This is a genomic window from Bradyrhizobium sp. USDA 4473, assembly GCF_054063335.1.
The window spans coordinates 1,911,886-1,924,298 of sequence record NZ_JBSSGE010000001.1 but is presented as its reverse complement, the minus strand read 5'-3'; the positions used below and the strand labels follow the sequence as shown (position 1 = coordinate 1,924,298).

Below are 12,413 nucleotides of genomic sequence, written 5' to 3'. Positions count from 1 at the left end.
GGAGTCCGCGGCGGCCGCGACTGATGGACCGGCGCGCTTCGCTGCCCCAGTGCGCGATTTCCTCGAGACACGCGGCCAGTACCTGGACCAGAAACCCTGCAATCCCTCGACAAGCCGTTCGGCACGAGGCTGTCACCCATGTCTTAGGTACGATCGGTTACCTATGTGTCCGGGCTGGACAGGGCGAAGGGTGGCGGAGAGGGAGGGATTCGAACCCCCGATAGGCTTGCACCTATGCCGCATTTCGAGTGCGGTGCATTCAACCACTCTGCCACCTCTCCAGTGGCCCGGGTGATTTGCGCCACCCGCGGTCGGGGCGTGTTCTAGGCGAGGTTGGCGGGACAGACAAGGCGCTGCAATAATATTTCCGTCACCGGCGGGCCACTCCACCGAAATGCCGGAGCGGCGCAAGAACGTGCGCGGAAACAACGCGCTAGCGGGACGGCGCTGATTCGATCGCCGCCGCGAACCGGAATGAGCAGGAGCGGACCATGGAGCATGTGACGATTCGAGCCAATGGCGCGGCGTTCCACGTCGCGCGGACCGGGAGCGGCAGGCCGCTGTTGCTGCTGCACGGCTGGCCTGAGTTCTGGCTGACCTGGGAGCCTGTCATGGCGCGGCTGGCCGACCGCTACACCCTGATCGCGCCCGACCTGCGCGGCTTCGGCGACAGCGACAAGCCGCAGGGGCCTTACGGTCCAGATCAGCATACCGACGACATGCTGGCGCTGCTGGATGGGCTCGGGATCGACAGAGCCGGCGTGGTCGGCCACGACGTCGGCGGCGCCGTGATGCAGCCGCTCGCCCGCAAGGCGCCCGAGCGAATCGCCGGGCTGTTCCTGTTCGATTTCGTCTATCCCGGCATCGGCCCACGAATGGCCGCGCCGGACCGGCTGAACCACATCTGGTACCAGTCGTTCCACCAGATGGAGATGGCGCCCACGCTGGTCGGCACGAGCCGCGAGAGCTGCCGCACTTACATCGGCCATTTCCTGCACAACTGGACCCACCGCAAGGCTGCGTTCGACGACGTGATCGAGGATTTCGCCGACAATTTCTTCAAGCCCGGCAACCTCGCCGGCGGCTTTGCGCATTACCGCGCCTCACATGCGGGTCGCGTCAAGATGATGCAGGGCGAGGCGCCGGCGCTGCCGCCGATCAATGTCCCGACCTGCATCCGCTGGGCCGAGCACGACCCGCTGTTTCCTTACTCATGGACCGACCGGCTGGGCGAGACCTTCTCCAATCTGGATCTGGAGATGTTTCCCGATGTCGGGCATTTCCCGCATCGCGAGGACCCAGACCGCGCGGCCGCCGAGATCGCCGGCTTCTTCGCGCGGATCAATTGGAAGTGAGAGAAGTGGTGGGACCGCCAGGACGCGACAAAAACTGGCGGTCCCGTGCCGCTTTTCAGTATTGCAGGCCGGGAAGTGCGGCTTCGCCGGTCGGCGGGAGCGACACGGTCCACGGTAGCGGCCGGTGTCGAAACGGCAACGCGAAGCCGATCTTAACCTAACCGATCAACCTTACCGCGCGTCATCGGCACGCAGTGGCCCGACCCGTTTGGCCGGGAGCGTCGCCTGCCCGGATTGCGCGGAGCCTGTCACCGGGCGCGCATTCGCGCGACCCGTTGGCTCCATCCAGGCTACAGGCTAGCCGATCGACCTTACGCGCGATCGCACGAGCACGCGCCGGCTCAGGCCTCGGCCTTCTTGGCTTTCTTGGCCTTTTTCTCGTTCTTGTCGTCGTCCTTGTCCTCGGCCTTCTCGCTTTTGCCGTTGTCCTTCTTGCGATTGGTGAAGCGGGCATTGCCGAGCCCGGTCCCGATGGTCAGCACGCCCCAGCGCGCGACATCCTGCATGAACGGGACCTCGGACAGCCCCTGCACCACGCCGTCATTGTGCATGACGATCGCGGTATCATGATCGCCGATCTGCGGGATCGCCTCGACGAGATTCGCCGGCAGGTTGAATTTGCTGCTCTCCCAATTGCCGGGCAGGTTCTGCGCGCCCTTCTCGATTCCGCCGTCCTCCTTGATGACGCCGGGACAGGCGATGCCGATGAATGGCGCGAGCTTGAGATTTTCCTTCTCGGCGGCGGCGATCAAGTCCTTCAGCATCTTCACCAGCCGCTTCACCGCGCCCTCGCGCGTCGGCTCGTCGTCGGCGTGGCGCCACAGGTCCGACTTCCAGACCGCCGCCTTGGAGAGATCGGGCGCCTTCTTCCAGCGCGTCTCGACGACGCCGCAACGGATATTGGTGCCGCCGATATCGACGGCGAGCACGCCGTCATGGGCCTCGAAGATCCACGAGGGCGCCAGATGCAGCGTGCCGATCAGGCCGGCGTCATCGGGATGAAAGCGGATCGGCGCCAGGTCGACCTTGAAGTCTTCCGACTTCAGGATGATGTCGGTGCGCGCGATGGCGAGCTCGCCGAGCCTGGAGTCGCGGAAGCCGCCGCCGACCACGATGCGCTCGGTCTTGGCCCAGGCCTTGGTGTTGAGGAAGCGCCGCGTCACATAGGCGAGCTCCTGGGCGAACTCCTCGATCGCGCTGTGCACGACCGCGGAGGCCTCGGTGTCGTCGCCGACCAGCATCTCGTCGAGCTTCTTCTTGCTGATCTTGTCCGACGGCTCGTCGCCGAACGGATCCTCGCCGGATTTGCGCAGCGGCTTGCGCCAGCGGTCGAGGATCTTGCGGAACGCGCCCTTGGAGGCGCGATCGCCGAGAAAGCCCTCGTCGTCCTTCAGCTCGATGTTGAAACTGTCGATATCGACGGATGGCAGCCGCGCGGCACCGTGGTGCGCGATGCCCGTGGTCAGTCCAGCCTCTTCTGCCATTCGCCCTTGCCTGCCCGAGAGATTTCCTCCACTAACCGCCGGGAACTCAAATGGTTGCTCTCCGCGCGGCGGAGCCGCCGGCAGCGCCGAGAGCTCCGGTCAAGGTGCCGAATTCGGGCAAAAACACGCCAAACCCTTCATCTTTGGCCGGTTTTTGCCCTGCTTTACCTTGACTCTCGGTGGTTTGCGGCTATAAGTCCGCCCATCCGGCGCGGGGATTTCTCGCGCCGATTGTTTTTGTGCGGGCCATTTGGGAATTCATTCCCTTTCGCGCGAAACACATAACCCATAGCGACTGAACAAAAAGCCGACCCGGGCCATCGGTCCGAGGCCGGAACCGAACACGAAGGAATCAAACGATGTTCGCAGTCATCAAAACCGGCGGCCGGCAGTACCGCGTCGTTCCGAATGATGTACTCGAGATTGGCAAGATCGCCGGCGACGTCGGCACGATCGTGCAGCTAGGCGAAGTTCTGGTGCTCGGCGGTGACACGCCGGTGCTGGGAACGCCCACCGTGGCAGGCGCCACCGTTGCGGCCGAAGTGCTGCAGCACAAGCGCGGCGCCAAGGTGATCGCGTTCAAGAAGCGTCGCCGCAAGAATTCACGCCGCAAGCGCGGCTATCGCGACGAACTCACGGTGCTTCGCATCACCGAGATCCTCGCCGATAACGCCAAGCCGACCATCGGCCCGCGGCCGAAGAAGGAAAAGGTCGCAGCGCCCGCCGATGGCGAGGACGCAGCACCGAAGGCGGCCAAGAAGAAGGCGCCCGCCGCGAAGAAGGCTCCGGCCAAGAAGGCCGCGGCCAAGGCCTAAGAACGCGGCCAAGGCCTAAGAAGAAGTGATCGTCGCGCTCTCGGATGTGAAGCGTGACAAAATGTGAAATGATTCCGTCAAGGAATTGATCTAGAGATCAAAGCGAAGTCGGAGACGAGCTATGGCTCACAAAAAAGCAGGCGGTTCATCGCGCAACGGACGTGATTCCAAGGGCAAACGCCTTGGCATCAAGGCGTTCGGCGGCGAGCGCGTGATCCCCGGAAACATCATCGCGCGTCAGCGCGGCACCACCTGGCATCCCGGCCTTAATGTCGGCATGGGCACCGATCATACCCTCTTCGCCAAGATCGAGGGTCATGTCGAGTTCCGTGCCAAAGCCAACGGCCGCACATTCGTATCGGTTATCCCGATGGCGGAAGCGGCCGAGTAGACGGTGGACACATACGAGTCCGCCGGGTCCTGTTGAACCGGCGGAGTCGCAAAGGGCTCCAAGGGGAGGCGGGATGACCGGCCTCCCCTTTTTGTTGCGCGCGATCCGGTTCGACCGCGCGTGACGTTCCAAGCGTTGCGTAACGATTTTCGCATCACAGGAGCTCGACATGCTGCAGGACATCCCGACGCCGACCTTGCGTGAGGCAAGAGCTTGCGTCCTCGAGACCGAACGGCTGACATTGCGCAAGCCGACGCTCGCGGACGTAAAAGCCATCGCACGCCTCGCCAATGACCGCCGCATCGCGGAGAACACCCGCCGCCTGCCGCATCCCTATACCCAGGATGACGCCATCGATTTCGTGCGCGCGCTCGGCGCCGGCGGACGCGAGACCGTTTTCCTGATCGAGAACAATCACACGCCGATCGGCATGGTCGGCATCGACTGGCGCGAGGAGACATCGGCCGAACTCGGCTACTGGCTCGGCGTCGATTATTGGGGCCAGGGCTTCGGCACCGAGGCCGCGCGCGCCGTGATCGACTACTTCTTCGAGGAGTTCGATCTCGACCAGCTGATCGCGGGCGCCCGCGTCGTCAACCCGTCGTCGCGCAACATCCTCGAGAAGTGCGGCTTCCAGTGGAGCGGCGTCGAGCTGCACCGCTTCGAGGCGCTGGGCTCATCGAGCCCGGTCGACGCCTTCCGCCTGTCACGCGGCGTCTGGACCTCGCTGAAGAGCTGGAACAACTCGACCCGGCGCGAGAGCTGAACACCAGCACATTGCGTAGGGTGGGCAAAGCGCGAGCGTGCCCACCCTCACGAGCACGATCGCGCCACAGGTCGTCGTCCCCGCGAAGGCGGGGACCCAGAGCCACAAATGGTCATTGTTTGGCGGAGCTGTGGCTCCAGCGCAGGTGACGACAAGCAACGGTGGTTATGGTCCCTGCGTTCGCAGGGACGGCAGCTGTTGTGCGGGCGCGCCGTTGCCCACCCTGCACCTTTACGCCGGCGGGTTCACCGCGGAGTCGGTGCGTCCGAGCTGCTGCTCGCGCACGAAGATGTAGAGGCCGGCCGCGATGATGATGGCGGCGCCGACGATGGTGGCCCAGGACGGCACGTCGCCGAACACCACGAAGCCGAAGATCACCGCCCAGACGATCATCGAATACTGATACGGCACCACCACGCTGGCCGGCGCGAGCTTCAGCGAGCGATTCACGCAGAGCAGCGCCGCAACCGAGATGATGCCGGCGGCGAAGAACAGCACCAGGCTGCCGGCCGACGGCGTCACCCAGCCGAACGGCGAGAGCACCAGGCCCAGGATGAAGGTGCCGCCGAATTGCGACGTCGCCAGCACGATATCGGGCGTCGCGCGCAGCGAGCGCGTGATCAGCATCAGCACCGCAAACGACAGGCTGCCGCCCAGCGCGATCATCGCCGGCCAGCTGATGGTCTGCGCCGATGGCCTGAGCGCGATCAGCACGCCGCAAAAGCCGACCAGGATCGCGGTCCAGCGCCGCCAGCCGATCTGCTCGCCGAGCACGAGGCCCGACATCGCGGTGACGAAGATCGGCCCGGCCAAATAGTAGGTGATGACGTCGGCGAGCGGCAGATAGACCGTCGCCAGGAAGAACGCCGCGACCTCCAGCGTCGACAGCGTGACCCGCAGCAATTGCAGCCACGGCCGCTCCAGATGCAGGAAATCCCCGCGCCGCTGCCACACGATCGGCAGCAGCACGAGCAGCGCCGCGCAGGCGCGCAGCCACAACAATTGCCCGACCGAATAGGTGGCGACGATGAATTTGCCCATCGCGTCGCCGAACGAGAACATGAAGATCGACAGCAGCATCAAGCCGATGCCGGCGAGCCGCGCCGATCGATCGTCGTAGGAGGACAGTTTTGCGAACAGGCTCATGGAAGGATTCCCGGGTCGTCCGGTTTAAGAGCCGTGGATGCCCGGGACAAGCCCGGGCATGACGAATTGAACGGATTGCCGCACCCGCATCGCTGCGATACCGGTAGCCGATCCCGGCAACAAAAAGAGCAGGAAACGCCGCATGAGCGAGTTCGACCCCACCCAGCATCGCATGGTCCCCGCGCAACGCTGGTTCGAGGATTTCGTGCTCGGCGAGCGCTTCGTGATCCCGAGCCGGACCCAGACGTCGGCGGTGTTCGCCGCGTTCCAGACCGCGAGCGGCGACACCCATCCGATCCATTACGACGTCGAATATTGCCGCAACCGCGGCATGCCCGATTTGCTGGCGCACGGCTTCCAGACCCTGGTGCATACCGCGCCCGGCGCGGGACTGTTTCCCTATGTCGTCGAGGAGTCGTTGGTCGGCTTCCTGGAGCAGTCGAGCAAGTTCCTCAAACCGGTCTATGCCGGCGACACCATCTACCCGGCGCTGGAGGTGACCGAGCTGTCGCCCGGCAAGACCACGGGCGTCGTGACACTGCGCTCGACCGTGCACAACCAGCGCCGCGAGCTGGTGCTGGAGGGCATGCAGAAATTCCTGGTCCGGCGGCGGCCTGCATAGCCTCTAAAGCGTGGTGATTTTGGCTGAGTCGGGCCGCAAACTCGTTTCGCCTCTCCCGCTTGCGGGGAAGGCCGACGCGCGTAGCGCGGCGGGTGGGGGCTCTCTCCACAATGGGATTCGCGGCGATACCCCCACCCCAGCCCACCCCGCAAGCGGGAGAGCGAGCGCAGCGTGTTCGCGGCGCCAGTTCAACCTAACTTCGTCACGCCTCAGGGCCGCAAAAAGGTCCGAAAATTAAGGCTTTTCGCTGATGTGAGGGCCTTTCCGGGTTGCCGCCGCGGCCACCCTGCCCTAACTAGTGAAAATCATGAAATTCCTCGATGAAGCCAAGGTCTATATTCGCTCGGGCGACGGCGGCAATGGCTGCGTTGCGTTCCGGCGCGAGAAGTTCATCGAGTTCGGCGGCCCCTCCGGCGGCAATGGTGGCCGCGGCGGCGACATCATCATCGAGTCCGTCGACGGGCTGAACACGCTGATCGACTACCGCTACCAGCAGCACTTCAAGGCGCCGAAGGGCGGCAATGGCATGGGCAAGGACCGCCACGGCGCCAACGGCAAGTCGATCGTGCTGAAGGTGCCGGTCGGCACCCAGGTGTTCGACGAGGACCGCGAGACCCTGCTGCACGACTTCACCGAGCTCGGCGAAACCTTCGTGCTCGCCAAGGGCGGCAATGGCGGCTTCGGCAATGCGCATTTCAAATCCTCCACCAACCGCGCGCCGCGCAACGCCAATCCCGGCGCGCCCGGCGAAGAGCGCTGGATCTGGCTGCGGCTGAAGCTAATCGCCGATGCCGGCCTGGTCGGCCTGCCCAATGCCGGCAAATCGACCTTCCTGTCGGCGGTGAGCGCGGCACGGCCGAAGATCGCCGACTATCCCTTCACCACGCTGCATCCGCAGCTCGGCGTCGTGAATTTCGGCGGCCGCGAATTCGTGCTCGCCGACATCCCCGGCCTGATCGAGGGCGCGCATGAAGGCGCCGGTCTCGGCGACCGCTTCCTCGGCCATGTCGAGCGCTGCCGAGTGCTGCTGCACCTGATCGATGCGACCTGCGAGCATGCCGGCAAGGCCTACAAGACGGTGCGCACCGAGCTCGAAGCCTATGCAGGGCAGCTCGCCGACAAGATCGAGATCGTCGCGCTCAACAAGATCGATGCTGTGATGCCCGACGAGCTGAAGAAGCAGAAGGACCGCCTCAAGCGGGCCGCGAAGAAGACGCCGCTGCTGCTGTCGGGTGCGACCGGTGAAGGCGTGCAGGATGCGCTGCGTGCGCTGGTCGACGTGATCGGCGAGGCGCCGGTGTCCAACAAGGCCAAGGGCGGCCAGGCGGAGCCGTGGGCGACGCCGCTGCCGCCGCAGGGCTGAGCGGCGCGAGCCGAACGCCCTTTGGACTTTCCATGCCACTCGTGGCGCCTCTTGCTTCCACCTTCCTGCCAGACCGAACCCATGAAACGCCCCGCGCTCAAGAACTTTCGCCGCATCGTCGTCAAGGTCGGCTCGTCGCTGCTGGTCGACTCGCAGGCCGGCGAGTTGCGCGCATCCTGGCTCGCCGCGCTGGTCGAGGACATCGCAAAACTCCACAAGCGCGGCTGCGAGGTCATGGTGGTGTCGTCGGGCTCGATCGCGCTCGGCCGCAGCCGGCTGAAGTTGCCGCGCGGCCCGCTGAAGCTCGAGGAGAGCCAGGCTGCCGCAGCGGTTGGCCAGATCGCGCTGGCGCGGATCTGGTCGGAGGTGCTCGGCCATCACGGCATCGGGGCCGGGCAGATCCTGGTCACGTTGCAGGACACCGAGGAGCGTCGCCGCTACCTCAATGCACGCTCGACCATCGCCAAGCTGCTGGAATGGGGCGCGGTGCCCGTGATCAACGAGAACGACACCGTCGCCACGACGGAAATCCGCTACGGCGACAATGACCGCCTCGCCGCCCGCGTCGCCACCATGGCGAGCGCGGATCTCTTGATCCTGCTGTCCGATATCGACGGCCTCTACACCGCGCCGCCGGCGCTCGATCCCGACGCCAGACTGATCCCGGTGGTCGAAAGCATCACTGCGGAGATCGAGGGGATGGCGGGCTCGGCCGGCTCCGAGCTGTCGCGCGGCGGCATGACCACCAAGATCGAGGCCGCGAAGATCGCGACCACTGCCGGCACCCACATGCTGATTGCCTCCGGCAAGATCGAGCATCCCTTGCAGGCGATCGCCGACGGCGGCCGCTGCACCTGGTTTCTCACTCCGGCCAATCCCGTCACCGCGCGCAAGCGCTGGATCGCGGGCTCGCTCGAGCCGAAGGGCACGCTGACCATCGATGCCGGTGCGGTGGCCGCGCTGCGCGCCGGCAAGAGCCTGCTGCCGGCCGGTGTTGTCAGGGTCGACGGCCAGTTCGCTCGCGGCGATGCCGTGGTGGTGCGCGGCCCCGACACCCACGAGATCGGCCGCGGCCTGGTCGCCTACGACGCCGAGAACGCAGAGAAGATCATGGGCCGCTCCTCGCCCGACGTGATGACCATTCTGGGCATCAGCGGCCGGTCCGAGATGATCCATCGCGACGACCTCGTGATCGGCCCAGCCGGCGCGATCCCGGCCAAATAGGCCATTGGGCAGGCATTGTGTGGGCCATCGGCCGAGCGCGGCGGCCGGCCGCCCATCTGCCATGCCGGTTCCGCGCCTCGCCACCCCTCAATTGCCATGCTAGAACATGGCCTTAGAGCATGATCCGGAAAAGTGGGCACCGGTTTTCCGAAGAGATCATGCTCAAACAAGAGCTGGGACTTCCATGAGCGCCCCCCTGAAGGCGATCGACGGCAACGCCGATCTCACCGTCCTGATGACCGACCTCGCCGCCAAGGCGCGCGCCGCCGCGCGCGTGCTGGCGCTGGCGCCGGCGGAGCAGAAGAACCGGGCGCTCACCGCGATCGAACGCGCCATCCGCGCAAATGCGCCGGCCATCCTTGCCGCCAATGCCGAGGACGTCGCCGAAGCCCGCGCGGGCGGCATGACCTCGGCCTTCGTCGACCGCCTGACCCTGACGCAGGCGCGCGTCGACGGCATGGCCGATGGCGTTGCGACCGTGCGCGAGATCATCGATCCGGTCGGCGCCGTCACCGAAAGCTGGCAGCGTCCGAACGGCATGACGATCGAGCGCGTCCGGGTGCCGCTCGGCGTCATCGGCGTGATCTTCGAGAGCCGTCCCAATGTCGCCGCCGACGCCGGCGTGCTGTGCCTGAAGTCCGGCAACGCGGTGATCCTGCGCGGCGGCTCCGACAGTTTCCGCTCCTGCCGCGCGATCCATGACTGCCTGGTGCAGGGCCTGCGTGAGGCCGGCTTGCCCGAGGCCGCGATCGCCCTGGTGCCGACCCGTGACCGCGCCGCCGTCGGCCTGATGCTGACCGGATTGAACGGCGGCATCGACGTCATCGTGCCGCGCGGCGGCAAGAGCCTGGTCGCGCGCGTCGAGGCCGAGGCGCGCGTGCCGGTGTTCGCGCATCTCGAGGGCGTCAACCACATCTATGTCGATGCCACTGCGAAGCTCGACATGGCCAAGTCGGTCGTGCTCAACGCCAAGATGCGCCGCCCCGGCGTCTGCGGCGCCGTCGAGACCCTGCTGATCGATCGCAACGCCGCCGCGACGAAACTGAAGCCGCTGGTCGCGCTGCTGCTCGACGCCGGCTGCGAGGTGCGCGGCGACGACGTCGTGCAGGGCGCCGACGCGAGGGTGAAGCCCGCGTCCGACGAGGACTGGAACACCGAATATGAGGACGCGATCATCTCGGCGAAGATCGTCGACGGCCTCGATCAAGCGATTGCGCATATTCAAAATCACGGCTCGCATCACACCGATGCGATCGTGACCGAGGATGCCGCTGCCGCGCAGCGTTTCCTCAACGAGGTCGATTCGGCGATCGTGCTGCATAACGCCTCGACCCAGTTCGCCGACGGCGGCGAGTTCGGCTTCGGCGCCGAGATCGGCATTGCCACCGGCAAATTCCACGCCCGCGGCCCGGTCGGCGCCGAGCAGTTGACCAGCTTCAAATACCGCGTCCACGGCACCGGGCAGACACGGCCGTGATCATTGTCGCACGCACACGGTAGATCCTTGCAGCAAGCTTCCACCGTGCCGTTGTCCGCAGCCCAGGCGCTTCCGTTCTATACCAACGGCATGCGCATCGGGCTGCTTGGCGGCTCGTTCAATCCGCCGCACGCCGCGCATCGCGCCATCAGCCTGTTCGCGCTGAAGCGCTTGCAACTCGATCGCGTGTGGTGGCTGCTGACGCCGGGCAATCCGCTGAAGAACCATGACGGCCTGCATGCGCTTGCCGAACGTGCCGAAGCGGCGCGCCGCGTCGCCGACGATCCGCGCATCGACATCAGCTGTCTCGAAGCTGTCATTGGCACCCGCTACACTGTCGACACGATCATCCACTTGCGCCGTCGTGTCTCCGGCGTGCACTTCGTATGGATCATGGGCGCTGACAATCTCGCGCAATTCCATCGCTGGAAGGATTGGCGGCGCATCGCGTCCGATGTGCCGATTGCCGTGATCGACCGGCCGCCCCAGAGCTTTCGCGCCCTTGCCGCACCGGCGGCGCAGGCGCTCTCGCGCTATCGCATGCCCGAAAATCAGGCGACACGGCTGGCCGACCAGCAGGCGCCGGCCTGGGTGTTCCTGACAGGAATGAAATCCAATCTGTCTTCGACCGGTCTGCGGAACCCGGACGGGAGCTGGAGAACGGCGTGAAGCGCAAAAGGGTTACTGGAATATTGAAACCATTAACCCCACATGCGTAGTATGGTGTGTGGGTGCCGAGGATTCGGCCCCCGCGATACAGTGAAAGGAAATGGTCCCTGGCCACATCTGTATTGTCAAAGTCTGTTTTACCCAAGGTTCCAAAGACTGCGCGTAAAACATCGACGAAAACCGCGGCCTTGCAGGCGCAACCGGACGCCGACAAACCGGATGCCAACAAGACGCTGAGCCTGATCCTCTCCCGCCTCGAGGACATGAAAGCGGAAGAGACGGTCACCATCGACCTCCGCGGCAAATCCGCATATTCCGACTACATGATCGTCACCACCGGCCGGGTGAACCGGCACGTTGGCGCGATCGCGGAAAATGTGACGAAGAGCCTCAAGGAAAACGGGGTCAAGAACATCCATGTCGAGGGCTTGCCCAATTGCGACTGGGTGCTGATCGATTCCGGCGAGGTGATCGTGCACGTGTTCAGGCCTGAGGTGCGCGAGTTCTACAATCTCGAACGGTTGTGGACTCAGAACCCGGCGGTCGCGGCGGTCTAAGGGGTGTCGAAGCCGATGCGAATCGGCTGCAGCGCAGATAGTTTGCGCTGATGCGCCTTGTCGTGATCTGCATCGGCCGCCTGAAGCAGGGCCCTGAACGGGAGCTCGCGGAGCGGTACCGCGAGCGCTTCGAGGATATCGGCCGCAAGCTCGGCTTTCGCGGCCTGGAGATTCATGAGATTGCGGAGAGCCGCGCGCGCGACACGGCTGCGCGGATCGCGGAAGAAGCTGCGGCGATCGCGGCGCTGCTGCCGGACAAGCACATGCTGGTCGCGCTCGACGAACGCGGCAAGAGCATCGACAGCGCAAGCTTCGCGCAGCAGCTCGGCCGCTGGCGCGACGAGGGACAGCCGCATACGGCTTTCGTGATCGGCGGCGCGGACGGACTTTCGCCGGAATTGCAGCGCAAGGCTTCGTTGCGAATTGCATTCGGCTCCGCGACCTGGCCGCATCAAATGGTCCGCGTCATGCTTCTGGAACAGATTTATCGGGCCGCAACCATTTTGGCCGGCCACCCCTATCATCGCGCGTAAGGCGCGGTGGC

Annotated in this window: 13 protein-coding genes and 1 tRNA gene; 11 read left to right on the top strand and 3 right to left on the bottom strand. The window is 65.2% G+C overall.

The features are described 5' to 3' along the window. Window positions 1-191: 191 nt before the first annotated feature. A tRNA-Ser gene (locus ACVW17_RS09020) sits at window positions 192-281 on the bottom strand. A gap of 210 nt (window positions 282-491) precedes the next feature. Here ACVW17_RS09020 and ACVW17_RS09015 point away from each other — a divergent pair. Beyond that, the gene (locus ACVW17_RS09015) at window positions 492-1,355 is read left to right on the top strand and encodes an alpha/beta fold hydrolase (RefSeq protein WP_456797035.1); all 864 of its coding nucleotides are present in this window, start codon (window positions 492-494) and stop codon (window positions 1,353-1,355) included. 341 nt (window positions 1,356-1,696) lie between these two features. Here the strand turns inward: ACVW17_RS09015 and ACVW17_RS09010 are convergent, their stop codons facing one another. After that, on the bottom strand, window positions 1,697-2,839 hold the full coding sequence (locus tag ACVW17_RS09010) for an ROK family protein (RefSeq protein WP_456797034.1): 1,143 nt from the start codon (window positions 2,837-2,839) through the stop codon (window positions 1,697-1,699). 359 nt (window positions 2,840-3,198) lie between these two features. Between ACVW17_RS09010 and rplU the strand changes: the two genes are divergently transcribed. The 3 genes from rplU (at window position 3,199) to ACVW17_RS08995 (ending at window position 4,811) form a co-directional block, all read left to right on the top strand. After that, entirely contained in the window at window positions 3,199-3,654 is a 456-nt protein-coding gene (rplU, locus tag ACVW17_RS09005) for a 50S ribosomal protein L21 (RefSeq protein WP_456751550.1), read from the top strand. A gap of 121 nt (window positions 3,655-3,775) precedes the next feature. Continuing rightward, window positions 3,776-4,045, top strand: a complete 270-nt coding sequence (gene rpmA, locus ACVW17_RS09000; RefSeq protein WP_028336337.1) for a 50S ribosomal protein L27 — start codon at window positions 3,776-3,778, stop codon at window positions 4,043-4,045. 169 nt (window positions 4,046-4,214) lie between these two features. Next, on the top strand, window positions 4,215-4,811 hold the full coding sequence (locus tag ACVW17_RS08995; RefSeq protein ID WP_456751549.1) for a GNAT family N-acetyltransferase: 597 nt from the start codon (window positions 4,215-4,217) through the stop codon (window positions 4,809-4,811). A 231-nt stretch (window positions 4,812-5,042) separates the two neighbouring features. On the opposite strand, the gene ACVW17_RS08990 is transcribed toward ACVW17_RS08995, so the two are convergent. Then, entirely contained in the window at window positions 5,043-5,957 is a 915-nt protein-coding gene (locus ACVW17_RS08990; protein WP_456797033.1) for a DMT family transporter, read from the bottom strand. A gap of 142 nt (window positions 5,958-6,099) precedes the next feature. Here ACVW17_RS08990 and ACVW17_RS08985 point away from each other — a divergent pair, with 142 nt between their 5' ends. The 7 genes from ACVW17_RS08985 to rlmH all read left to right on the top strand — a co-directional run bounded on the left by ACVW17_RS08985 (window position 6,100) and on the right by rlmH (window position 12,402). Beyond that, the gene (locus tag ACVW17_RS08985) at window positions 6,100-6,579 is read left to right on the top strand and encodes a MaoC family dehydratase (RefSeq protein ID WP_456797032.1); all 480 of its coding nucleotides are present in this window, start codon (window positions 6,100-6,102) and stop codon (window positions 6,577-6,579) included. A 307-nt stretch (window positions 6,580-6,886) separates the two neighbouring features. After that, entirely contained in the window at window positions 6,887-7,942 is a 1,056-nt protein-coding gene (obgE, locus tag ACVW17_RS08980) for a GTPase ObgE (protein ID WP_456797031.1), read from the top strand. 81 nt (window positions 7,943-8,023) lie between these two features. Then, the gene (proB, locus tag ACVW17_RS08975; protein WP_456751545.1) at window positions 8,024-9,166 is read left to right on the top strand and encodes a glutamate 5-kinase; all 1,143 of its coding nucleotides are present in this window, start codon (window positions 8,024-8,026) and stop codon (window positions 9,164-9,166) included. Window positions 9,167-9,350: 184 nt separating this feature from the next. After that, the gene (locus tag ACVW17_RS08970) at window positions 9,351-10,643 is read left to right on the top strand and encodes a glutamate-5-semialdehyde dehydrogenase (protein WP_456797030.1); all 1,293 of its coding nucleotides are present in this window, start codon (window positions 9,351-9,353) and stop codon (window positions 10,641-10,643) included. A gap of 45 nt (window positions 10,644-10,688) precedes the next feature. Then, window positions 10,689-11,312, top strand: coding sequence for a nicotinate-nucleotide adenylyltransferase (locus ACVW17_RS08965; protein WP_456756379.1), 624 nt, complete (start codon window positions 10,689-10,691; stop codon window positions 11,310-11,312). Between the two features lie 188 nt (window positions 11,313-11,500). Next, window positions 11,501-11,869: a ribosome silencing factor gene (gene rsfS / locus ACVW17_RS08960; RefSeq protein ID WP_016847840.1), complete on the top strand. Its 369-nt coding sequence runs from the start codon at window positions 11,501-11,503 to the stop codon at window positions 11,867-11,869. Between the two features lie 50 nt (window positions 11,870-11,919). Next, window positions 11,920-12,402: a 23S rRNA (pseudouridine(1915)-N(3))-methyltransferase RlmH gene (rlmH, locus tag ACVW17_RS08955; protein ID WP_456751543.1), complete on the top strand. Its 483-nt coding sequence runs from the start codon at window positions 11,920-11,922 to the stop codon at window positions 12,400-12,402. Window positions 12,403-12,413 lie beyond the last annotated feature (11 nt).

What these genes read in the sequence shown, in the direction of transcription:
- ACVW17_RS09015 (WP_456797035.1), top strand. Translation starts at nt 492, where the DNA reads ATGGAGCATGTGACGATTCGAGCCAATGGCGCGGCGTTCCACGTCGCG.
- ACVW17_RS09010 (WP_456797034.1), bottom strand. Translation starts at nt 2,839, where the DNA reads ATGGCAGAAGAGGCTGGACTGACCACGGGCATCGCGCACCACGGTGCC.
- rplU (WP_456751550.1), top strand. Translation starts at nt 3,199, where the DNA reads ATGTTCGCAGTCATCAAAACCGGCGGCCGGCAGTACCGCGTCGTTCCG.
- rpmA (WP_028336337.1), top strand. Translation starts at nt 3,776, where the DNA reads ATGGCTCACAAAAAAGCAGGCGGTTCATCGCGCAACGGACGTGATTCC.
- ACVW17_RS08995 (WP_456751549.1), top strand. Translation starts at nt 4,215, where the DNA reads ATGCTGCAGGACATCCCGACGCCGACCTTGCGTGAGGCAAGAGCTTGC.
- ACVW17_RS08990 (WP_456797033.1), bottom strand. Translation starts at nt 5,957, where the DNA reads ATGAGCCTGTTCGCAAAACTGTCCTCCTACGACGATCGATCGGCGCGG.
- ACVW17_RS08985 (WP_456797032.1), top strand. Translation starts at nt 6,100, where the DNA reads ATGAGCGAGTTCGACCCCACCCAGCATCGCATGGTCCCCGCGCAACGC.
- obgE (WP_456797031.1), top strand. Translation starts at nt 6,887, where the DNA reads ATGAAATTCCTCGATGAAGCCAAGGTCTATATTCGCTCGGGCGACGGC.
- proB (WP_456751545.1), top strand. Translation starts at nt 8,024, where the DNA reads ATGAAACGCCCCGCGCTCAAGAACTTTCGCCGCATCGTCGTCAAGGTC.
- ACVW17_RS08970 (WP_456797030.1), top strand. Translation starts at nt 9,351, where the DNA reads ATGAGCGCCCCCCTGAAGGCGATCGACGGCAACGCCGATCTCACCGTC.
- rlmH (WP_456751543.1), top strand. Translation starts at nt 11,920, where the DNA reads ATGCGCCTTGTCGTGATCTGCATCGGCCGCCTGAAGCAGGGCCCTGAA.